The organism is Pseudomonas sp. S2_F03, from assembly GCF_054668335.1.
In genome coordinates this window covers 2,612,264-2,635,039 of record NZ_CP162759.1, presented here as the reverse complement: position 1 = coordinate 2,635,039, position 22,776 = coordinate 2,612,264, and the positions used below count along the sequence as shown (strand labels likewise).

At 61.6% G+C, this 22,776-nt stretch carries 17 protein-coding genes and 3 pseudogenes; 14 read left to right on the top strand and 6 right to left on the bottom strand.

What is annotated here, in order from left to right:
* Positions 1-144: 144 nt before the first annotated feature.
* Positions 145-820 (bottom strand): annotated as a pseudogene (rpiA, locus tag AB4N76_RS12455) (ribose-5-phosphate isomerase RpiA).
* 145 nt (positions 821-965) lie between these two features.
* Here rpiA and ilvA point away from each other — a divergent pair.
* A complete protein-coding gene (gene ilvA, locus AB4N76_RS12450) occupies positions 966-2,480 on the top strand; it encodes a threonine ammonia-lyase, biosynthetic (protein ID WP_046032312.1) in 1,515 nt (504 codons plus the stop codon).
* Positions 2,481-2,519: 39 nt separating this feature from the next.
* Positions 2,520-2,944, top strand: a pseudogene (locus tag AB4N76_RS12445) (DUF2269 domain-containing protein).
* Between the two features lie 120 nt (positions 2,945-3,064).
* Here the strand turns inward: AB4N76_RS12445 and AB4N76_RS12440 are convergent.
* Positions 3,065-3,721: a histidinol-phosphatase gene (locus AB4N76_RS12440; RefSeq protein WP_046032314.1), complete on the bottom strand. Its 657-nt coding sequence runs from the start codon at positions 3,719-3,721 to the stop codon at positions 3,065-3,067.
* A 143-nt stretch (positions 3,722-3,864) separates the two neighbouring features.
* Here AB4N76_RS12440 and AB4N76_RS12435 point away from each other — a divergent pair, with 143 nt between their 5' ends.
* On the top strand, positions 3,865-4,344 hold the full coding sequence (locus AB4N76_RS12435) for an RNA pyrophosphohydrolase (RefSeq protein ID WP_007945562.1): 480 nt from the start codon (positions 3,865-3,867) through the stop codon (positions 4,342-4,344).
* Positions 4,345-4,366: 22 nt separating this feature from the next.
* Entirely contained in the window at positions 4,367-6,646 is a 2,280-nt protein-coding gene (ptsP, locus tag AB4N76_RS12430) for a phosphoenolpyruvate--protein phosphotransferase (RefSeq protein WP_046032315.1), read from the top strand.
* Between the two features lie 114 nt (positions 6,647-6,760).
* On the opposite strand, the gene AB4N76_RS12425 is transcribed toward ptsP, so the two are convergent.
* Entirely contained in the window at positions 6,761-7,507 is a 747-nt protein-coding gene (locus AB4N76_RS12425; RefSeq protein ID WP_046032316.1) for an NRDE family protein, read from the bottom strand.
* A gap of 132 nt (positions 7,508-7,639) precedes the next feature.
* On the opposite strand from AB4N76_RS12425, the gene AB4N76_RS12420 reads away from it, so the two are divergent.
* From AB4N76_RS12420 to AB4N76_RS12410, 3 genes are all read left to right on the top strand, one after another.
* Positions 7,640-8,422 (top strand): sulfite exporter TauE/SafE family protein, encoded by a 783-nt coding sequence (locus tag AB4N76_RS12420; protein ID WP_046032317.1) that lies wholly within the window; start codon positions 7,640-7,642, stop codon positions 8,420-8,422.
* Positions 8,423-8,502: 80 nt separating this feature from the next.
* Positions 8,503-9,315: a prolipoprotein diacylglyceryl transferase gene (lgt, locus tag AB4N76_RS12415; RefSeq protein WP_046032318.1), complete on the top strand. Its 813-nt coding sequence runs from the start codon at positions 8,503-8,505 to the stop codon at positions 9,313-9,315.
* A 50-nt stretch (positions 9,316-9,365) separates the two neighbouring features.
* Positions 9,366-10,337, top strand: a complete 972-nt coding sequence (locus AB4N76_RS12410) for a thymidylate synthase (protein ID WP_460164502.1) — start codon at positions 9,366-9,368, stop codon at positions 10,335-10,337.
* Between the two features lie 124 nt (positions 10,338-10,461).
* On the opposite strand, the gene cadR is transcribed toward AB4N76_RS12410, so the two are convergent.
* Positions 10,462-10,911 (bottom strand): Cd(II)/Pb(II)-responsive transcriptional regulator, encoded by a 450-nt coding sequence (gene cadR, locus AB4N76_RS12405; RefSeq protein WP_175387383.1) that lies wholly within the window; start codon positions 10,909-10,911, stop codon positions 10,462-10,464.
* An 84-nt stretch (positions 10,912-10,995) separates the two neighbouring features.
* On the opposite strand from cadR, the gene AB4N76_RS12400 reads away from it, so the two are divergent.
* The 7 genes and pseudogenes from AB4N76_RS12400 to AB4N76_RS12370 all read left to right on the top strand — a co-directional run bounded on the left by AB4N76_RS12400 (position 10,996) and on the right by AB4N76_RS12370 (position 19,966).
* A complete protein-coding gene (locus AB4N76_RS12400) occupies positions 10,996-13,257 on the top strand; it encodes a heavy metal translocating P-type ATPase (protein ID WP_460164501.1) in 2,262 nt (753 codons plus the stop codon).
* 14 nt (positions 13,258-13,271) lie between these two features.
* Complete coding sequence (locus AB4N76_RS12395; protein WP_046032322.1) at positions 13,272-14,135, top strand: LysR family transcriptional regulator; 864 nt, start codon at positions 13,272-13,274, stop codon at positions 14,133-14,135.
* Between the two features lie 152 nt (positions 14,136-14,287).
* The gene (locus AB4N76_RS12390; RefSeq protein WP_046032323.1) at positions 14,288-15,364 is read left to right on the top strand and encodes a putative 2-aminoethylphosphonate ABC transporter ATP-binding protein; all 1,077 of its coding nucleotides are present in this window, start codon (positions 14,288-14,290) and stop codon (positions 15,362-15,364) included.
* Positions 15,364-17,088 (top strand): putative 2-aminoethylphosphonate ABC transporter permease subunit, encoded by a 1,725-nt coding sequence (locus tag AB4N76_RS12385; protein WP_460164500.1) that lies wholly within the window; start codon positions 15,364-15,366, stop codon positions 17,086-17,088. Before AB4N76_RS12390 ends, AB4N76_RS12385 begins: the two co-directional genes overlap by 1 nt.
* Before the next feature lie 38 nt (positions 17,089-17,126).
* Positions 17,127-18,151: pseudogene (locus tag AB4N76_RS12380) on the top strand (putative 2-aminoethylphosphonate ABC transporter substrate-binding protein).
* Between the two features lie 124 nt (positions 18,152-18,275).
* Entirely contained in the window at positions 18,276-19,409 is a 1,134-nt protein-coding gene (locus AB4N76_RS12375) for a TIGR03364 family FAD-dependent oxidoreductase (protein WP_460164499.1), read from the top strand.
* Positions 19,409-19,966 (top strand): phosphonate degradation HD-domain oxygenase, encoded by a 558-nt coding sequence (locus tag AB4N76_RS12370; protein ID WP_046032327.1) that lies wholly within the window; start codon positions 19,409-19,411, stop codon positions 19,964-19,966. The genes AB4N76_RS12375 and AB4N76_RS12370 overlap by 1 nt, the downstream gene beginning before the upstream one ends.
* Before the next feature lie 12 nt (positions 19,967-19,978).
* On the opposite strand, the gene AB4N76_RS12365 is transcribed toward AB4N76_RS12370, so the two are convergent.
* Entirely contained in the window at positions 19,979-21,355 is a 1,377-nt protein-coding gene (locus AB4N76_RS12365; protein WP_460164498.1) for a GTPase/DUF3482 domain-containing protein, read from the bottom strand.
* On the bottom strand, positions 21,348-22,718 hold the full coding sequence (locus AB4N76_RS12360) for a DUF2868 domain-containing protein (protein WP_046032329.1): 1,371 nt from the start codon (positions 22,716-22,718) through the stop codon (positions 21,348-21,350). The genes AB4N76_RS12365 and AB4N76_RS12360 overlap by 8 nt, the downstream gene beginning before the upstream one ends.
* Positions 22,719-22,776: the final 58 nt, after the last annotated feature.

Genomic DNA, 22,776 nt, shown 5'->3' with positions numbered 1-22,776 from the left:
GTGTGTGCCACAAAACACTGTAGGAGCCGAGCTTGCTCGCGATAGCCGTGCATCAGTCGAAAGAGATGTTGAATGATGCACCGCTATCGCGGGCAAGTCGAATCGTCGCACCGCCGCCCCTACAGGTTTTGCGTTGTAAATGGCTTACTCGGCGCGCAGGGTTTTCACGCCTTCGCTGGTGCCCAGCAACAGCAAGTCCGCCGGGCGTGCCGCGAACAAACCATTGGTGACTACGCCAACAATGGCGTTGATCTGACGTTCCAGTTCTACCGGGTTGGTGATCTGCATGTTGAACACGTCGAGGATGATGTTGCCGTTGTCGGTCAACACGCCTTCGCGGTAAACCGGGTCGCCGCCCAGTTTCACCAGCTCGCGGGCCACGTGGCTGCGGGCCATCGGGATGACTTCGACCGGCAGCGGGAACGCGCCGAGCACCGGCACCAGTTTGCTGGCGTCGGCGATGCAGATGAACGTCTTGGCCACGGCCGCCACGATCTTCTCGCGGGTCAGGGCCGCGCCACCGCCCTTGATCAGGTTCAGGTGCTCGTCGCTTTCATCGGCGCCGTCGACGTAAAACTCCAGGTCGCTGACCGTGTTCAGCTCATACACCGGAATTCCGTGGCCCTTGAGGCGGGCGGCGGTGGCTTCGGAGCTGGCAACAGCGCCGTCGAACGCACCTTTGTGCTTGGCCAGGGCATCGATGAAGCAGTTGGCGGTGGAGCCGGTGCCGACCCCGACGATGCTCTTGCTCGTCGAGTTTCGGGAGGATGAAGTCGACGGCGGCCTGAGCCACTGCCTGTTTGAGTTGATCCTGGTTCATGCGGGCTCCGAGATGCCGGGGAGGGAACGAAAGGCCGGCATTATAGCCCTAAGCGGGGCTAAAACCGCTGTATTCGTGTGGTCGTACAGCTGAAAGCCGGGTTAGACTCCGTGGTCCTGCCCAACCCGCTCAGTGATGCTTTCCGATGCTCGAACAGTACGTCAAAAAGATCCTCACCTCGCGCGTTTATGACGTTGCCGTAGAAACCCCATTGCAGACTGCCCGCCAGCTCACCGAGCGGCTGGGCAACACGATCTGGCTCAAGCGTGAAGACTTGCAGCCGGTGTTCTCGTTCAAGATTCGCGGCGCTTACAACAAGTTGACCCAGTTGAGCGACGAAGAGCGTGCGCGCGGCGTCGTGACGGCTTCGGCGGGTAACCACGCGCAAGGCCTGGCCCTGGCGGCGAAAGTGCTGGGCGTCAAAGCCACCATCGTCATGCCCAAGACCACCCCGGAAATCAAAGTCGAAGGCGTGCGTTCGCGCGGCGGCAAAGTGGTGCTGCACGGGGATTCGTTCCCAGAAGCCCTGGCCTACTCGCTGAAACTGGTCGACGAAAAAGGTTACGTCTACATCCACCCCTACGACGATCCCCACACCATTGCCGGGCAGGGCACCGTGGCCATGGAGATTCTGCGTCAGCACCCGCAGCCACTGGACGCGATCTTCGTTCCGGTGGGCGGTGGCGGGCTGATCGCCGGCATTGCGGCGTACGTGAAGTACCTGCGCCCGGACATCAAAGTCATCGGCGTCGAACCGGACGATTCCAACTGCCTGCAAGCCGCCATGGCGGCGGGTGAGCGCGTGGTATTGCCGACCGTGGGCCTCTTCGCCGACGGCGTTGCGGTGGCACAGATCGGCCAGCACACCTTCGACATCTGCAAAGACTATGTCGATGAAGTGATCACCGTCAGCACCGACGAGATCTGTGCGGCAATCAAGGATATCTACGACGATACCCGCTCGATCACCGAGCCTGCGGGCGCGCTGGGCGTGGCCGGGATCAAGAAGTATGTCGAGCAGCGCGGTGTCAGCGGCCAGACCTTCGTGGCCATCGACTCCGGCGCTAACGTCAACTTCGACCGCTTGCGCCATGTCGCCGAACGCGCCGAGCTGGGCGAAGGTCGTGAAGCAATCATCGCCGTGACCATCCCCGAGAAACCGGGCAGCTTCAAGGCGTTTTGCGAAGCCATCGGCAAACGCCAGATCACCGAATTCAATTACCGCTACAACACTGGCAGCGAAGCGCACATCTTCGTTGGCGTGCAGACGCACCCGGAAACCGACCCGCGCAGTGCGCTGATTGCCAGCCTCGGCGAACAGGGCTTCCCGGTGCTGGACCTGACCGACAACGAACTGGCCAAGCTGCACATTCGCCACATGGTCGGCGGTCGAGCGGCCCACGTTGTTGATGAAGTGATCCTGCGCTTCGAATTCCCGGAGCGTCCGGGGGCGTTGTTCAATTTCCTCAACAAGTTGGGCGGGCGCTGGAACATCTCGATGTTCCACTACCGCAACCATGGTGCGGCGGACGGCCGAGTAGTCGCGGGCCTGCAAGTACCGCACGACGAACGTCATCTGGTGCCGGCCGCGCTGGAAGAAATCGGTTACCCGTACTGGGATGAAAGCGACAACCCGGCCTATAAGCTGTTTCTGGGCTGAACGGCTACGCTGATGGGCAGGCCATAAGGAAATCGAACAATGGAAACGTTATCTGCCCTGAAAGCGGCGCACATGGTCGCAACGGTTGTGTTGCTGATCAGCGCACTGGGCCTGGGCGTCTGGGTTTACTTGCACGGCGCAAGGGTGACGCGACGGCGGGAAGCCGCACCTTGCAGCGGCCAAGGGTGTTTGTCTGGCTGCTGATGGGCCTGGCGCTGCTGAGCATGCCGGTTACAGGCTGGTGCATGGTGCATCTGGTGGGTTGGCCACTGGGGCAGACGTGGTTGCTGGCCTCCAGCGTGCTGTACACCGTGGCGGCGCTGGCGTGGTTCTGGTTGCTGGTGCGGCTGAACAAACTGCGCAAGGCGCCGGGGAGCGTCGGTAAATTCAACTTTGCGTTGGCGTTGTTCAGTTTTGTCTGTTTTGTGGCCATTGCGGGGTTGATGGGAGCCAAACCTGTTTGAGGCTTGAGACCGGGCTGATCCAATCGCGGGCAAGCCCGCTCCCACAGAGACCTCTGTCGAACACAGATTTTGTGAGCACCAGAAAAACCTGTGGGAGCGGGCTTGCCCGCGATGGCGTAATCAGACGCGCAGGCTCATCACCGGCCAGCCACGCTTCTGGGCTTCGGCACGCAGATTCGGATCAGGATCAACCGCGATCGGGTGGGTTACCTGCTCCAGCAACGGCAGATCATTCATCGAGTCGCTATAGAAGTAGCTGCCTTCCAGTGAATGCCCGGTCTCGTCCAGCCAACGATTCAAGCGCGTTACCTTGCCTTCACGGAAGCACGGTACGTCGGTACTGCGCCCGGTGTAGCGGCCATCGACCATCTCGCACTCGGTGGCGATCAAGGTTTCAACGCCCAGGCGCTGGGCAATCGGCCCGGTGACGAAGCGGTTGGTCGCGGTGATGATCACCAGTTTGTCGCCGGCGTCGCGGTGCTTGGCCAGCAGTTCGAGGGCCTTGGGTAGCACGATCGGTTCGATGCAGTCGCGCATGTAGTCGCTGTGCCACTGATCGAGCACGGTCATCTCGGTGCGGCCGAGGACTTCCAGGCAGAAGTTCAGGTAGGCGGCGTTATCCAGCTTGCCGGCCAGGTAATCCTGATAGAACTCGTCGTTGCGAGTCTTGTAGGCGACGGCGTCGAGGAAGCCGCGTTCGCACAGGTAATCGCCCCAGGCGTGGTCACTGTCGCCGCCCAGAAGAGTGTTGTCCAAGTCGAATAAAGCCAGGCGCATTGCAGTTACTCGCTGAAAAGTCTGTAGAAAGGCGCCCAGAATACGGACTTTTCACAAGAGTGCACATAAGGTTGGCCGGCTCGTTGCTGCCTTCACAACCTTTGTGGAACAATGCGGCGACATGCGTTTGCGAGGTTGTTGCCGTGATCGACCCCGATGGTTTCCGCCCCAATGTCGGGATCATTCTCACGAATGATGCCGGACAGGTGCTATGGGCTCGCCGTATCAATCAAGATGCCTGGCAGTTTCCACAGGGTGGGATCAACCCCCAGGAGACGCCGGAAGACGCCTTGTACCGCGAGTTGAACGAAGAAGTGGGTCTGGAGCGCGAAGATGTTGAAATTCTCGCCTGCACCCGGGGCTGGTTGCGCTATCGTTTGCCGCAACGTCTGGTCCGTACCCACAGCCAACCGCTGTGCATCGGCCAGAAACAGAAATGGTTTCTCCTGCGCCTGATCTCCAACGAGCAGCGGGTGCGGATGGATTTGACCGGTAAACCGGAGTTCGATGGCTGGCGCTGGGTCAGCTATTGGTATCCGTTGGGCCAGGTGGTGACATTCAAGCGCGAGGTGTATCGACGCGCTCTCAAAGAGCTTGCCCCGCGCCTTTTAACGCGCGACTGACGACGGAGTTCGACCCCGAGCCATGCTCAATACGCTGCGCAAGATCGTCCAGGAAGTTAACTCCGCCAAGGATCTCAAGGCGGCGTTGGGGATTATTGTGTTGCGCGTCAAAGAGGCCATGGGCAGCCAGGTCTGCTCGGTCTACCTGCTTGACCCCGAGACCAACCGCTTCGTGCTGATGGCTACCGAGGGCTTGAACAAGCGCTCGATCGGCAAAGTCAGCATGGCACCCAACGAAGGTCTGGTTGGCCTGGTCGGTACGCGCGAAGAACCCCTGAACCTCGAAAACGCTGCGGACCACCCGCGCTACCGCTACTTCGCCGAGACCGGTGAAGAGCGCTTCGCTTCATTCCTCGGGGCGCCGATCATTCACCACCGCCGGGTCGTCGGCGTGTTGGTCATCCAGCAAAAAGAACGCCGCCAGTTCGATGAGGGTGAAGAAGCCTTCCTCGTGACCATGAGCGCGCAACTGGCTGGCGTTATCGCCCACGCCGAGGCCACCGGGTCGATCCGTGGCCTGGGGCGTCAGGGCAAAGGCATCCAGGAAGCCAAGTTTGTCGGCGTGCCGGGTTCGCCAGGTGCAGCGGTCGGTACGGCGGTGGTCATGCTGCCACCTGCCGATCTGGACGTGGTGCCGGACAAGACTATTGTCGACATCGACGCCGAACTCGGGCTGTTCAAGACCGCCATCGAAGGCGTGCGCGCCGATATGCGCACGCTGTCGGCCAAGCTCGCGACACAATTGCGCCCGGAAGAGCGCGCCTTGTTCGACGTCTACCTGATGATGCTCGACGACGCCGCGCTGGGCAGCGAAGTGACCACCGTCATCAAGACCGGTCAGTGGGCCCAGGGCGCACTGCGCCAAGTGGTCACCGATCACGTCAACCGTTTCGAATTGATGGACGACGCCTACCTGCGTGAGCGTGCCTCGGACGTCAAGGACCTCGGTCGCCGCCTGCTCGCCTATTTGCAGGAAGAGCGTCAGCAAACCCTGGTTTATCCCGACAACACCATTCTGGTCAGCGAAGAACTGACGCCGGCCATGCTCGGCGAGGTGCCGGAAGGCAAGCTGGCCGGTCTGGTGTCGGTACTCGGCTCCGGTAACTCCCACGTCGCGATCCTGGCGCGAGCCATGGGTATCCCGACGGTGATGGGCCTGGTCGACTTGCCGTACTCGAAAGTCGACGGCATCCAGATGATCGTCGACGGCTACCACGGCGAGGTCTACACCAACCCCAGCGATGTTCTGCGCAAGCAGTTCGCCGAAGTGGTCGAGGAAGAGAAGCAACTGGCCCTTGGGCTGGATGCACTGCGCGACTTGCCGTGCGTGACCCTCGATGGTCACCGCATGCCGTTGTGGGTCAATACCGGTTTGCTGGCGGACGTGGCGCGGGCGCAGAAGCGTGGCGCTGAAGGCGTGGGTCTGTACCGCACCGAAGTGCCGTTCATGATCAACCAGCGTTTCCCGAGCGAAAAGGAACAACTGGCGATCTACCGCGAGCAGCTCGCCGCGTTTCACCCGCAACCGGTGACCATGCGCAGCCTCGACATCGGCGGCGACAAGGCCTTGTCGTACTTCCCGATCAAGGAAGACAACCCGTTCCTGGGCTGGCGCGGGATTCGCGTCACCCTCGACCACCCGGAAATTTTCCTGGTCCAGACCCGCGCCATGCTCAAGGCCAGCGAAGGCTTGAACAACTTGCGGATTCTGCTGCCGATGATCTCCGGCACCCACGAACTCGAAGAAGCCTTGCACCTGATCCACCGGGCGTGGGGCGAAGTGCGCGACGAAGGCACCGATGTGCCGATGCCGCCGATTGGCGTGATGATCGAGATTCCGGCGGCGGTGTATCAGACCAAGGAACTGGCGCGGCAAGTGGACTTTCTGTCGGTCGGCTCCAACGACCTGACTCAGTACCTGCTGGCCGTCGACCGCAACAACCCGCGGGTGGCCGACCTTTACGACTACCTGCACCCGGCGGTGCTCCAGGCCTTGCAGAACGTGGTGCGTGACGCCCATGCCGAAGGCAAGCCCGTGAGTATCTGCGGTGAGATGGCCGGTGACCCGGCGGCGGCGGTGCTGTTGATGGCGATGGGCTTCGACAGCCTGTCGATGAACGCCACCAACTTGCCGAAAGTGAAGTGGATGCTGCGCCAGATCAACCTGAGCAAGGCCAAGGAATTGCTGGCCGAGCTGATGACCATCGACAACCCGCAAGTTATCCACAGCTCGCTGCAACTGGCGCTGAAAAACCTCGGGTTGGCGCGGATGATCAATCCGGCGGCGATCAAGCCCCTCTAATTCTGCGGCGGCCCCATCGCGGGCAAGCCATGCTCCTACGGATTTGTGTCGTGCAGCCACAGACCTGTAGGAGCAAGGCTTGCCCGCGATGGCGTCAGTCCAGCCAACACAAAACTAAAGCCTGATCTCCACTTCCCCAAGATGCCCGCCATACGGCCCGAAACTCCGTTCGACCAGATGCCGCGAGCCATCCGCCTGCACAATCAATGCCGTGCTCGCCCGGGTCCCGTAGCTTTGGCTGGCAATAAACACACTCGACAACAACGTCTCGGTCGCCAGCCCCACCCCTGTATCCGGCAGCTCGGCAAATGGCGCAGTCTGCGAATCGCTCAACAGCGCCAATAGTGCTTGAGGTTGTGGGTCTTCCAGCACCTCACTCAGTGCCGCCTTGGCCTTGAGCAACTTCGGCCAGGGCGTATCCAGCCCGGCGTTGGATAACCCATACACCCCAGGCACCAGCATCACGGCCTCGGATTCCCGGGCATTGAAGTGCCAGAGCTCATTGCCATTGCCGACCAGCAGGTTAAATCCGCCATATTCCGGCGAGCGGGCGACAACGTCGGCTAAATAGTCGTCAATCGGCAGCTCCCCGGTGAGAAACCGCGCCACCAGTTCACCGCGAGACTTGCGTCCGGGTGGTCGGTGCGGATCACGAATATTGGTCAGCGCCGCAAAGCGTCCATTGGCGCCGACACCGAGCCAGGTGCCGCCGGCCTCCAGGTCGCGACCGGCATGAACGTGCGCAGCTTCTGGCCATTGCGCCAAGGGCAGGCTGGGGCGCGCGTAGAACTCGTCGCGGTTGGCCGCCACGATCAGCGGCTGGGCGTGACCCGGTCGCCAGGCGAAAACAATCAGGCACATAAGGTGGTCCTTGTGTGTTTTTTGCTCACTCTACGCAGACATCGCACGGGTATCCATCGCCATCCAGTGGAGCCTTGGGCCCCGCATCCGTTACTATGCCGGTGCTTTTTTGAGAAGCGTACAAGGAAGGTCATGGAATTTCTGCTCTATCTGGCGCTGGGCGCCTGCGCAGGCGTGCTGGCCGGGCTGTTCGGGGTCGGCGGCGGGATCATTATCGTCCCCGTGCTGGTATTCAGTTTCACCTTGCAGGGCTTCGATGCATCGATTCTGACCCATCTGGCGGTCGGTACCTCCCTGGCGACGATTATCTTTACCTCGGTCAACGCCGTGCGCGAACACCATCGTCGTGGCGCGGTGCGTTGGCCGATTTTCGTCTGGATGACCGTGGGCATTTTGATGGGCGCCGGTTTCGGCGCACTGACGGCCGAAGCGATCTCCGGTCCGAATTTGCAGAAAATCATCGGTGTGTTTGCCCTGGTCATCGCCGCGCAACTGGCGCTGGACGTCAAGCCCAAGGCCAGCCGCACGGTGCCGGGCAAACTCGGTCTGACCATGGCTGGCAGTGTGATTGGCTGGGCCTCGGCGATTTTCGGGATTGGCGGCGGCTCCTTGACCGTGCCGTTCCTGACCTGGCGCAGTGTGCCGATGCAACAGGCCGTGGCCACATCGTCGGCCTGCGGTCTGCCGATCGCATTGGCCAGTGCATTAAGTTTCATGATTCTGGGCTGGCACGATCCGTTGCTGCCGGCCCATAGTCTCGGTTTTATTTATTTGCCGGCACTGTTGGGCATTGCCCTGACCAGCATGGTCTTCGCCCGCCTCGGTGCGCGATTGGCCCACAGGCTGTCGCCGAAGTTGCTGAAAAGACTGTTTGCCGCTTTGCTGTTCTGCGTCGGCCTGAGTTTCTTGCTCTGACGCCCCGCGCAATCCTGACTTAATCCTGAGGTGGCAGCGTCGCCCGGGAATTTTGGTTTCAACTCTAACGAGGAGTCGCAATGCTGCCTTACCCGCAGATCGACCCGGTGGCCCTGGCCATCGGTCCGCTGAAAATCCACTGGTACGGCTTGATGTACCTGATCGGCATTGGCGGCGCCTGGCTACTGGCGTCCCGTCGGATGAACCGTTTCGACCCGACCTGGACCAAGGAGAAGCTCTCCGACATGGTCTTCTGGATGTCGATGGGCGTCATTGTCGGTGGCCGTTTGGGGTATGTGCTGTTCTACGATCTGCACGCATACCTGGCCAACCCGGCGCTGATTTTCGAAGTGTGGAAGGGCGGCATGTCGTTCCACGGTGGGTTCATCGGTGTGATGCTGGCGGCGTTGTGGTTTGGTAAAAAGAACAACAAGTCGTTCTTCCAGCTGATGGATTTCGTCGCGCCGATGGTGCCGATTGGCCTGGGCGCCGGGCGTATCGGCAACTTCATCAACGCCGAATTGTGGGGCAAGCCGACCGACGTGCCGTGGGCAATGATCTTCCCGCCGTTCAGCGATCCGTCGCAGTTGCCGCGCCATCCGTCGCAGCTGTACCAGTTCGCGCTGGAAGGCGTGGCACTGTTCCTCATCCTCTGGTTGTTCTCGCGCAAGCCGCGGCCGACCATGGCGGTGTCCGGGATGTTCGCGCTGTTCTATGGCATCTTCCGTTTCATCGTCGAATTCGTCCGCGTACCGGACGCGCAACTGGGCTATCTGGCCTGGAACTGGCTGACCATGGGCCAAGTGCTCTGCGTGCCGATGATTGTCGGCGGTCTGTTCCTGATCTGGCTGGCGTATCACCGTGCCCCGGCGACGCCAGCAGCAGCCGTATAAATTCGAACCCCGGGGGCGACGGTCTCCGGGTTCAAGGACACAGGTAACTCATGAAGCAATATCTCGAACTGGTCGCCCACGTCATCAAGAACGGCACCAAGCAAGCCAACCGCACCGGCGTAAACACCATCAGCTTTCCGGGTGCGATGCTGCGCTATGACCTGAAAGAAGGTTTCCCGGCGATCACCACGCGCAAGATGGCTTTCAAATCGGCCATCGGCGAGATGTGCGGTTTTCTGCGTGGCGTGAACAACGCCGCCGAATTCCGAGCGCTGGGTTGCAAGGTCTGGGACCAGAACGCCAACGAAAATGCGCAGTGGCTGGCCAACCCGTTCCGCCAGGGCGAAGACGACCTCGGCGAAATCTACGGTGTGCAATGGCGCAAATGGCCAGCGTACAAGCAGATCCCGGTCAGCAATAAGGCCGCCATCGAGCAGACATTGGGCCAAGGCTACCGTCAGATCGCTGAAGGCGAAGAAGGCGGCCAGGCTTACGTGGTGCTGTACAAGGCGATCGACCAGATCCGCCAGTGCGTCGACACCATCATCAAGGACCCGGGCAGCCGTCGCATCCTGTTCCACGGCTGGAACGTTGCCCAGCTCGATGAAATGGCCCTGCCGCCGTGTCATCTGCTGTACCAGTTCCACCCGAATGTCGAGACGAAGGAAATTTCCCTGACCCTCTACATCCGTTCCAACGACCTGGGCCTCGGTACGCCGTTCAACCTCACCGAAGGCGCGGCGCTGCTGAGCCTGATCGGTCGCCTGACCGGCTACACGCCGCGCTGGTTCACCTATTTCATCGGCGACGCGCATGTCTACGAGAACCACCTGGACATGCTCAATGAACAGCTCAAGCGCGAGCCGTTCCCGATGCCGAAACTGGTGATCAGCGACCGTGTTCCGGAGTTTGCCAAGACTGGCGTTTATCAGCCGGAGTGGCTGGAGCTGATCGAACCGAGCGACTTCTCGCTGGAAGGTTACGAGCACCACGCGCCGATGACCGCGCCGATGGCGGTCTAAAGAACCACTGCAAATCCTGTAGGAGCCGAGCTTGCTCGCGATGGCGGTTTATCAGACACATCAATGTTGAATGTGCTGCCTCCATCGCGAGCAAGCTCGGCTCCTACAGGGCTATGTGGTGGTTTTAGTGGCCGTGACTACGGCCCACATGGGAATGCTCAACTTCCGTCGCTACCACACCGCCACTGACTTCCAGCCGTTGCAAAATCCCGCACTGATCAATCTCCGGCCCTTCGCCACAGCGTTGGCGCAGGTCGAGCAATTGTGTCTGCAACGCCAGTAACCCATCGATCCGCGCCTTGACGTGGTGGATGTGCTCGTCGATCAACGCATTCACGCTTTCGCACTGATCCTGCGGGCTGTCGCGAAACGCCAGCAGGCTGCGGATTTCTTCCAGCGTCATGTCGAGGGTGCGGCAGTTGCGGATGAAGGTCAGGCGCTCGGCGTGGGCCTGGGTGTAGACGCGGTAGTTGCCGTCGCTGCGAGCCGGCTCCGGCAACAGGTTTTCGCGCTCGTAATAGCGGATGGTTTCCACGGCGCAGTCGGTCAGTTTGGCCAGTTCTCCGATCTTCATGACGGCAGTCTCCAAATAGGTGCTTGACCCTATAGTGGCTACAGGGTCTTTACTTGGCAACAGGCACCTTATGGACGCGACCTGATGAGCGATTCCCAACACACCCACACCCCCAAGGCTGAGCACGATCACAGCCACACACTGCAGCCTGTAAAGAAGCACGAGCATGGCGGCCACGGCGATTCCTGCTGTTCCACCAAAGCGGCTGCGCCGTCGCTGATCAAGTTGAGCGAAACGCCAACGGCCGGTGCACGCCTGAGCAGCTTTCGCATCGATGCGATGGACTGCCCGACCGAGCAGACGCTGATCCAGAACAAACTCGGCAAACTCGCCGGTGTGCAGCAACTGGAGTTCAACCTGATCAACCGGGTGTTGGGCGTGACCCACGACTTGCCAAGCACTGCGCCCATCATCGAGGCGATCAAATCCCTCGGCATGCAGGCAGAACCGCTTGAGCAAGGCGTCGAAGCACCCGCTCCCGCGCCGGAGAAAAAACCGTGGTGGCCATTGGCGCTGTCCGGTGTGGGGGCGCTGGCCGCCGAAGTCATTCACTTCACCAACGCTGCACCCACTTGGGTGGTGGCAGTCATCGCGCTGGTTTCGATCCTCAGCGGTGGCCTGACCACGTACAAAAAGGGCTGGATCGCCCTGAAAAACCTCAACCTGAACATTAACGCGCTGATGAGCATCGCGGTGACCGGCGCGATCCTGATCGGTCAGTGGCCGGAAGCGGCGATGGTGATGTTCCTGTTCACCGTGGCCGAGTTGATTGAAGCCAAATCCCTGGACCGCGCACGCAACGCGATCAGCGGCCTGATGCAGATGACCCCGGAACAGGCCACGGTGCAGCGGGCCGATGGCAGCTGGGTCGAGCAAGACGTCAAAACCATCGAACTCGGTGCGCGGGTGCGGGTGCGGCCCGGTGAACGCATCGGGCTGGACGGTGAAGTGGTTGCCGGCAGTTCAACTATCGATCAGGCGCCGATCACGGGTGAAAGCTTGCCGGTTGAGAAAACCGTCGGCGACAAAGTGTTCGCCGGCACCATCAATCAGGCCGGGTCTCTGGAATATGCCGTGACCGCAGCGGCGGACAATTCGACGCTGGCGCGAATCATCCACGCCGTCGAACAGGCCCAGGGCGCGCGGGCACCGACCCAGCGTTTCGTCGACAGCTTCTCGAAAATCTACACGCCAGCGGTATTCATCCTGGCCCTTGCCGTTGCGCTGATTCCTCCGCTGTTCATGGACGCCGCATGGTTCGACTGGATCTACCGGGCGCTGGTGTTGCTGGTGGTCGCTTGCCCATGTGCGCTGGTTATTTCCACCCCGGTGACCATCGTCAGCGGCCTTGCGGCGGCGGCACGCAAAGGCATTCTGGTGAAGGGTGGCGTGTATCTGGAGGGCGGTTACAAGCTCGACTATCTGGCGTTGGACAAGACCGGAACGATCACCCACGGCAAACCGGTACAGACGGATTACCTTTCTCTCGACACAACCACCGTCGAAACAGCCCCGGCGATTGCCGCCGCGCTGGCCGGTCGTTCCGATCACCCGGTGTCGCTGGCCATTGCCAATGCTGCTGTGGATATACAACTCGCGCCGCTGTTTGTGGATAACTTTGAAGCGCTAGCCGGTCGCGGTGTGCGCGGTGAGATCAACGGTCAGGTGTACCACTTGGGTAACCACCGTTTGGTGGAAGAGCTGAACCTGTGTTCGCCGGCGCTGGAAGAGAAACTGTTCGCGCTGGAGAAACAGGGCAAGTCGGTGGTGCTGCTGCTCGATAAATCCGGCCCGCTGGCGCTGTTTGCGGTGGCGGACACGGTAAAAGAGTCGAGTCGCGAGGCGATCCAGCAACTGCATGACCTGGGCATCAAAACCCTGATGCTGACCGGCGACAACGTCCACACCGCTCAGGCGATTGCCGCACAAGTGGGCATCGACGAGGCCAAGGGTGATCTGCTGCCGACCGACAAACTGCAAGCCATCGAAGCCCTTTATGCACAGGGTCATAACGTCGGCATGGTGGGCGATGGCATCAACGATGCGCCGGCACTGGCCCGGGCCGAGATCGGTTTTGCCATGGCCGCGGCGGGCACCGACACCGCCATCGAGACCGCTGATGTCGCCTTGATGGACGACGACTTGCGCAAGATCCCGACGTTCATCCGGCTGTCGCGGCAGACCTCCAGCATCCTGAAACAGAACATCGCGCTGGCATTGGTGATCAAGGCGATCTTTCTTGGGGTAACCTTCGCCGGGCTCGCTACCATGTGGATGGCGGTGTTCGCCGACATGGGCGTCAGTTTGTTGGTGGTGTTCAACGGTTTGCGCCTGCTGCGCAAATAAGGAAGAGGAAGGGTGTGCTGAGTGCGGAGCTGAAGGCGTTTTACATGGTGGCCCGCCTGGGCAGCATTACCCTGGCGGCGAAGAAGCTCGGCCTGAGCCAACCGACGGTCACGACCCAGATCCGCAACCTGGAAAACCAGTATTCGGTGGAACTGTTCTACCGTGGCGGCCGCCGCCTCAGCGTCAGCGACGAAGGCGCGCGGCTGTTGCCGATGGTCAAGGCGTTGTTGCAGCAGGAAGCCGACATCGAGTTTTTCCTGCGCAACAGTGGCCAGGTCCAGGGCACGTTGCGCATTGCCGCCACGGCGCCGTATTACATCCTGGATCTGGTGAAAACCTTTCGCGAACGCTTGCCGCAAGTGGAAGTGTCAGTGGAAATCGGCAACTCGCAGCAAGTGCTCGAAGCGCTGGAGGATTACCGGGTGGATGTCGCAGCGTCCTCGCAATTGCTGGACGATGCGCGACTGATTCGCCGGGTGCTCGGCAGCGATCCGCTGGTGCTGGCCGTGCATCGCAATCACCCGCTGGCGATTCACGATCATGTGCCACTCAGCGCCTTGTCCGGGCATACGTTGCTGATGCGCGAGTCGGGCTCGACCACCCGTCGATTGACCGAAGAGTTGCTGGTCAATGCCGGGGTGAGTTTCGGGCCGTTGCTGGAAATTGGCAGCCGTGAATCGATTCGTGAGGCGGTGCTGCGCAACATCGGCATCAGCATCATTGCCCGCCAGGAAGTGCCGCACGATCCGCAATTGCGCGTGCTGACCATCGAAAATGCACCGCAGATCCCCGAGTACCTGTATTGCCTCAAGGAGCGCAAGGGTGCGCGGCTGCCGGCGGCGTTCCTGGGGTTGGCGCAGGAAATGGCGCCGGCCTGAAACATCTATTGCTTGTGCTGGCCTCATCGCGGGCGCCGCATGACTTCAACCAAAATCCCCGAATACCACTATCAGTCGTTTTTGCCTCACTGCCATATGACGGACGCATTACAAATCTAGGATGGCTCTCATCTGCTTGATGAGGCCTGTCCATGAACCACTCGATCGCAACTGCCCTGACCAACCCCGGCGCCCCGATGAAAGTGCGCGGCGTGCAGAAACGCTTTGGCGCCTTCACGGCGCTGGATAACGTTTCCCTCGACGTGGCGGCCGGTGAGCTGGTGTGTCTGCTGGGCCCGTCGGGTTGTGGCAAAACCACGTTGCTGCGCTGCATCGCCGGTCTGGAAAAACAGGACAGCGGCGAGTTGTACCTGGGTGATCGCGACGTTTCCCATCTGGCCCCCCAAGCGCGGGACTACGGCATTCTCTTCCAGTCCTACGCGTTGTTCCCCAATCTCACCGTTGAAGCGAACATTGCCTACGGTCTCGCGGGCAGCGGTCGTGATGAAGTGCGTAAACGTGTCGGTCAGATGCTGGAACTGGTCGGCCTGATCGGCAGTGAGAAAAAGTACCCCGGCCAGTTGTCTGGCGGCCAACAGCAACGCGTTGCACTGGCTCGGGCCCTGGCGCCAGCGCCCTCGTTACTGTTGCTGGACGAACCGATGTCGGCACTCGACGCCCGGGTCCGCGAGCATCTGTGCACCGAACTGCGCCAACTGCAGCGCAACCTCGGCATCACCACCCTGATGGTCACGCACAATCAGGACGAAGCCATGCTGATGGCCGACCGCATCGCCGTGATGAACAACGGCAAGGTCGAGCAGTACGCCACGCCGCAGGAAATCTACGACCGCCCGGCCACACCGTTTGTGGCGGAGTTCGTCGGCCAGGGCAACTGGTTGCCGTTCAGCCGTAGCAGTGACAGCCACGCCCAGGTCGGCGGGATGAGCCTGCGCCTGGCTGATGGCAGCGCCAAAACCGCATCGGGCCGACTGTTCTGTCGCCCGGAAGCGATCAACGTGAACCCGGTGGTGCACGAGGAAAACCTGTTCCCGGCCAAGGTTCGCGAAATCACCTTCCTCGGCAACCGCTGCCGCATGAGCTTCGAGCTCGATCAATTGCCGGGCCATGCGCTGCTGGCCGAACTGGCACCGGAAGCCATGCCGCGCCTCGGCGCCCAGCAAATCATGGTCGCCTTGCCGCCGCGCAGCCTGCAGGTGTTTGCCTGATGAGCGCGAACATCGCGCTGCCGATACCGCACAAGCAGGTTCGGCAGACCTCCCGTGCCGAGATCGGCGACCGGGTGTTCGTGGTCGGCGGCAAAGTCCTGCTGCTGGTGCTGCTCGGTGTCGCCGTGTTGATGCCGTTGCTCGCCATTTTCTGGCGTGGTTTCAGTTCCGAGGCGGGGCAGGGCGGTGGTCTGGTCGCGGCTCGCGAATTGGTGACCAGTGTGAATTTTCACTGGCTGTTGGGTAACAGCCTGAAGGTTTCCCTCAGCGTGGCGGCGATCGTCGTACCGTTGGCGTACCTGTTTGCCTACGCCCTGCAACGCACATTGATTCCCGGCAAAGGCGTCTGGCGTGCGATATCCCTGCTGCCGTTGATGGCACCGTCGATGCTGCCCGGCATCGCACTGGTTTACCTGTTCGGCAACCAGGGCCTGTTGCGCGGTCTGCTCTCGGACAACATCTACGGTTTCTGGGGCATTGTGCTCGGTGAGGTCATCTACACCTTCCCGCATGCCTTGATGATTCTGCTGTCGGCGCTGTCCCTGGCGGATGCGCGATTGTTCGATGCCGCCTCCAGCATGGGCGCAAGTCCCGCCAAAGCCTTTCGCAGCATCACCTGGCCGGCGACCCGTCAGGCTGTGTTCGCCGCGTTCTGTCTGGTGTTCACCCTGACCATCACCGACTTCGGCGTGCCCGTGGTGGTCGGTGGCGACTATCAAGTGTTGGCGCTGGAGGCCTACAAAGCGGTGGTCGGTCAGCAGCAGTTTGGTCGCGGCGCATTGATTGGCATGGTCCTGCTGTTGCCGGCGCTGTTCAGCTTCGGTGTCGATGCGTGGTTGCGTCGACGTCACGGTGATTCCATGAGCGGTCGTGCCCAGGTATTCAAACCGGCGGCATCGACACTGCGAGACGGTTGCTACCTGGCCATCGTGTTGCTGATCTGCGCCGCGTTGTTACTGGTGTTCGGCATGGCGGTGTTCTCATCCCTGGTCAAATTCTGGCCGTACAACCTGTCGCTCTCGCTCAACCACTACCAGTTCAACGACACGGCGGGCGGCGGCTGGCTGGCCTATGGCAACAGCGTGAAGATGGCGTTGTGCACGGCGTTGATCGGCAGCGTGCTGATCTTCACCGGCGCTTACCTGATGGAAAAAACCAAGGGCCAGCGCGGACTGAATCTGACCCTGCGCATGCTCAGTTTCGTACCGATGGCGGTGCCGGGACTGGTGCTGGGCCTGGGTTACGTCTTCTTCTTCAACCTCACCGGCAACCCGTTGCATGTGCTCTACGGGACCATGACCCTGCTGGTGGTCTGCACCATTGCTCACTATTTGACCACCGCGCAAATGACCGCCACCACCGCGCTGCGTCAGCTCGACGCCGAGTTCGAAGCCGCCGCGCTGTCGCTCAAGGCGCCGCTGTACCGGCATTACCTGCGCGTCACCGTGCCGATCTGCCTGCCGGCACTGCTGGACATCGTGCGCTACCTGTTCGTCTCGGCCATGACCACCGTCTCGGCGGCGATTTTCCTCTATAGCCCCGACACCATCCTCGCGGCGGTGGCGGTGCTGAACATGGATGACGCCGGCAACGTCGGCGGTGCGGCAGCGATGTCGACTCTGATTCTGTTCACCTCGGCGGGCGTGTCCCTGCTGCTGGCCTGGGCTTCGCGCGGTTTGCTGCGTCGTTCCCAAGCCTGGCGGCAGACCGCGCCTGGCCATTGATTCGTACAACCCACTCAACTCAACAACAGGAAAAGATCATGTTCAAGCCCCTGGCCTTGGCCGCTGCTGTCCTCACCGCTTTCAGCCTGAACGCCTTCGCGGCGAAAACCGAGTTGACGGTGTACACCGCCCTCGAAGCCGAACAACTGAAGACCTATAAAGAAGCGTTTGAAAAGTCCAACCCGGACGTCGAAATCAAATGGGTGCGCGATTCCACCGGGATCATCACCGCCAAACTGCTGGCCGAAAAGCTCGCCCGCAAGCTGATGCTGTCTGGGGCCTGGCCGCGTCGAGCCTGGCGATCCTCGATCAACAAGGCATGTTGCAAAGCTACGCGCCGAAGGACCTGGGCAAAATCGGCAACAACTACCGCGACGCCGCCAACCCGCCAGCCTGGGTCGGCATGGACGTCTGGGCCGCGACCATTTGCTTCAACACCGTCGAAGCCGAGAAGCAGGGCTTGACCAAGCCAGTGAGCTGGCAAGACCTGACCAAGCCTGAGTACAAAGGCAAAATCGTGATGCCGAACCCGGCCTCGTCCGGCACCGGTTTCCTCGACGTCAGCGCCTGGCTGCAAACCTTCGGCGAGAAGCAGGGCTGGCAGTACATGGATGACCTGCACCAGAACATCGGCCAGTACGTTCACTCCGGTTCCAAGCCTTGCAAACTGGCGGCTGCCGGCGAATTTCCGATCGGCATTTCCTTCGAATACCCGGCCGTTCAGCTCAAGCGCCAGGGCGCGCCGCTGGACATCATCCTGCCGAAAGAAGGCCTGGGCTGGGAGATCGAAGCGACCGCCGTGATCAAGGGCACTCCGCATGAAGAGGCGGCGAAGAAGCTGGCTGACTTCTCGGCAAGCCCTGCGGCAATGGAACTGTACAAAGAGAACTTCGCTGTTCTGGCTCAGCCTGGCATCGCCAAGCCGCAGACCGAATTGCCGGCGGATTATGAGCAGCGTCTGATCAAGAACGACTTTGCCTGGGCTTCCAAGAATCGTGACGAGATCCTGACCGAATGGCGCAAGCGCTATGACGGCAAGTCCGAGAAAGTGGCGGCCAAGTAAGATCTTCATCGACTGACAGGGCCCCATCGCGAGCAAGCCCGCTCCCACATGATCTGTGGCGTTCACAAAACCTGTGGGAGCGGGCTTGCCCGCGATAACGGTCTGTCATTCAGGACAAATTTCAATGACACAACACAACGACATGCTGATCGTCGGCGCCGGCATTCTCGGTCTGTCCCACGCCTACGCCGCCGCCAAACGCGGTCTGAAAGTCACCGTTTTCGAACGCAGCGAAACACCTTTAGGGGCTTCGGTGCGCAACTTCGGCCAGGCGCTCGTCACCGGCCAGCCGCCGGGCCCGATGCTCGAACTGGCCAGGGCCAGCCGCGAGATCTGGGGCCAATGGGCGCAACTCGCCGGCCTGCAACTCAAGCGTAATGGCTCTTACTTGTTCGCCCGTACCGAAGCGGAAGAGCACCTGCTCGAAGCTTTTTGCGCCGGTCGCGCCGTGGAACACGGCTACCGCGTCGAGCTTCTGCGCGGTGCTGCCTTGCGCGATCTGTACAGCGGCCAGTTCAGCCATCACCGCGCCGCGTTGCACGGGATGGACGATCAACAACTGTATTCCCGCGAGGCGATACCGGCACTGATCGACTACCTGCGCCGCGAGCTCGGCGTCACCTTTCACTTTTCGACCCTGGTTCGCGACATCGAGCCGGGCCGCTTGCACAGTACCGCCGGCACGTTCAGCGCCGAGCAGATCATCGTCTGTTCCGGCCACGATTATCAGACGTTACTGGCCGAACAGATTGCAGAACTCAACCCACAAATCTGTCGCCTGCAAATGCTCCGCGCCCGCCCGCAGGTCAACTTCAACTTGCAACACGCCTTACTCACCGGTTTGAGCTGCGTGCACTACGGTGCTTTTGCCGACCTGCCGGAAGCGGCGGCGGTGCAGGCGCAGATTCTGCGAGACGAACCGCACCTGCATGAAAACGGTATCCACCTGCTAATCAGCCCGACGCCCTACGGCGAATTGATCATCGGCGACTCTCACCATTACGGTCGCGATCCATCACCGTTCAATGCCGAGCAAGTGGACAACTGGATGATCGAACTGGCCGAGCAGACGTTGGGCTGCAACGTGCAAGTGGTCGAACGCTGGCAGGGGGTCTATGGTTCACGGGGGCCGGGGCCATTTTCATTCCTGCGACCGCAGCCGGGCGTCAGCATTGCGCTGATGCACACCGGCGTCGGCATGAGCGTCGGGCCCGCGATGGCGGAGCGTAACGTGGCGACTTTATTGGGAGAGCGTTGATGGGTAGCAGTGAACAGGTGATCGCCGAAGTATTCGGCTTGTATGAACGTTTCGGCGACAGCGATTACATCGGCGAGCCGGTGTCGCAAATCGAGCACATGTCCCAGGCTGCGCAACTGGCAATGGCCGAGGGCTTCGATGATGAAGTGGTGCTGGCGGCGTTCTTTCACGACATCGGGCACATCTGCGCCGAGAGCGCCGAGAACATGGGCGGCTTCGGCGTGGTCAGCCACGAGCGATTGGGCGCCGATTACTTGCGCCGCGCCGGTTTCAGCGAACGCATGGCGCGACTGGTGGAATACCACGTGCAGGCCAAGCGGTATCTGACGCTGAAAGAGCCTGGGTACTACGAACGCTTGAGCGAAGCCAGCCGCCGCACCCTGGAATACCAGGGCGGGGTGATGACACCGGCCGAGGCTGCCGCCTTCGAGCAAGACCCGTTGTGCGAAGTCAGTTTGCGCATGCGCCAGTGGGATGAGCTGGCGAAGGAAATGCAGGTGCCAGTGATCGACCTTGGGGTCTTGAAGGAAAAAGCGGCGCGACTGTTGGCGGTGTGAAGGCTGCGCCGCTTAAAGCTGTTGCGCCAACACCTCAATTTGCTCCTGGCGCTCGGCCTGATTCAATTTCGCCTGCGGATTAAGCGACGACCATTGCGGATACGCCCGTGCCTTGTTCAGTGCTTCGGGCAATTTGCCTTCGCGCCAGGTCTTGTCCTGGGGCGTGGCCACGTGAATGCTGTCCATCGCGGCATGCCCGCGCTGATTCAGCGCCTGTAGCAGTTGGCGCTGACGCAACGCCAATAACCGCAATACGCTGTCATCGACGGTCAGCTCTCGCTGGCCTTTGATTTTGCCCAGCAAACGGCTGCCATAGCTTCGCGCGGTTTGCAGCGCGCCACCGGCGATCGCTCCGGCCAAGGCTGCCGCACCCAGGGTAATGCCGCCCACCAGCAAATCGACCCCGGCGCCCGCGGCCGCACCGGCCGCGATTCCACCGCCGACACTGACGCCGAGTTGCTTGAGGGTTTCGGGGTTGAACAAGTCATCGCCCCAGCGCCCATCGAGCAGCGGCAAGTCACTGGCCGCCGCGTCCTGTGGGCGGAAGGCGTACAGCTTGAGCAGTGCTTCAACGCAACGTTGTTCGCGCTGGCGCACGGCTTTGTGCAGTTCGCTGATGGCGTGCTGTTCCTGCGCCGCATCGCTGGCAACGCTGCGCCGGCACGCGGCGCAATCAATCAGCAATTCGGCAATCAACCGCACTGCGCTTTGCTGACGGGCGAGGCGTTGGGCCTGTTGATCGGCGATCAAGCGCTCCAGTTGCTCACGGGAGCTTTCCAGCAGGAGGGCGAGGCTTTCATAGAGTCGACGCTCACCATCCTCTGGCGGCGCGACGCTGTCGAAACGCACCAAGGCATGCAAGCCCAGGCGCGCCAACGCTTCACGCCAGGCCGGTTCGCGATGGTTGGCACTGCTGACGAAATTCAGCACCGGCAGCAACGGTTTGCCACAGCTGGCCAACACTTCCAGTTCATCGCGGTACTTGGCCAACACCGGCTCGCGGGCGTCGATCACGTAGAGGCCGGCGTCGCAGGTGAGCAGTTGGCGCAACACTTTGGCTTCCTGCTCAAAGCGCTGCCGGGCTTCGCTGCCCTCAAGGAACCGCGCCAGGCGGGCCGGGCCGTCGAGGCGTTCGCCGGGACGTTCCAGCCGTTCGAGGTAGTCGAGCAGGGCGATGGCGTCTTCCAGGCCGGGCGTGTCGTAGAGGTCGAGCAGCGGCTCGCCGTCCACCGACAACCTCGCGCCTTCGACATGGCGCGTGGTGCTGGGACGATGGGACACTTCGCCGAAGCCGACATCACGGGTCAGGGTTCGCAGCAATGAGGTTTTGCCGACGTTGGTGTGGCCGACCACGGCCAGTTTCAACGGTGCCTTCCAGGCGTTAGTCATGACCGCTCTCCAGCCAGTTCAACGGCGCGCAATCGGCGAACGGCAGCTCCAATTGCTGCAAGGCGACATGCCAGTCCCCCAGCCGTTCGGCATCCAGCGCTTCGCCGGGCGGCGCTTGCAGCAGCCAGACGCGGGTGGCGGCCGCATTGCGCGCCAGTTCGGCGATCAGCGCCAGGCTGCCACGGTCCGGCGAGCGCCGTGGGTCGCAGGCAATCAGCAACCGCGCGGGCGGAAAGCGGCTCAGTTGTTCGAGGAGTTTGTGGCGCGATTCACGGCTGTCGAGTATGCCGGCGTTGCCCACGGTTTTCGGCAGGTGCGGTGGCCACTCGCGTTGGTCATCGAGTTCGATGGCCACCAGCAGGGCGCCGTCGCTTTGCTGATCCGTGACACCGCTTTGCACGCGATGAAGTTGCGCCGGCGCGGCATCGCTGATACCCAGGCGCTCGCTGGTGGGCATCAAGCGTTCGCGCAGTTGGGCATAACCGGGCAGGTTCAAATCCAGGTGCAATTTCGCCTGGCCGGTTTTCCAGCGCCATCGGCAAAACAGCATCAGCAGCAAGCGCGGCAACACGCCGTACACCAGCAGCACACCCACCAGCCAGGCGGCCCAGGCTTGCCGAGCGCTTTCGATGTTCAGCGCGGCATCGCCGCTGGCGCGAATCATCTCCACGCTGGGCACGCTGAAACCGATCAAGGCCGGCAGCGCGCCGAGGGCCTGAGTCATGGCGACGAAGGTGTCGCCGCTCAGGAGGGTGGTTTCCCAGACGAAGCCGTAGCGCCGGGTGGCCATCAACGTCAGTAGAATCGCCAGGGCGCTGAGCATCGCCAGCAGCCACAGGCCGTTGACCAGAATACCGAGGGCCCAGCGATTGAGTTTTTGTCGCTGCAATAGCAGCAGCAGGGCCGGGGCCAGTTGTGCGGCTTTGGCATCACGCGCGAGTCTTTCACTGAGCCACAACCATAAGCGCCCGAGGGTGGCGCCGTGTTCGCCGGCGAAGACCAGGCCCAGCGCCCAACTGATCAGCAAAATCAGGTTCAGCCCGAGCAAACTGCCCAAGGCCCAGAACACATTCACCGGGGTTTGCCCGTCGCCCATCGCAGCAAACGCCAGGCCGGCGCCGCTGACCACGGCCAACACCGCCATCACGATCAGCGCCAGTCGCGCGCCTTGCAGCCAGTGCACGAGGGCATTGGCCAAACCATCGCGTTCGGCCAGCCACACGGCCCGACGTTGAATCCGTGCCGGCAGGTCGCCGCCAGCGCTGCGGGCCAGTCGGTTGGCTTCCAGATCTTCAAGCGGCCCGGCGTGTTCTTCACGCAGGCGGATGGTTTCTGTCAGCCAGAGGTTGTTCAGTTCAGTCACGCGGCATCCCGTCGCTTGGATTGAGTCGTGAGCATAACCGCTGTGGCGCTTATCGGGG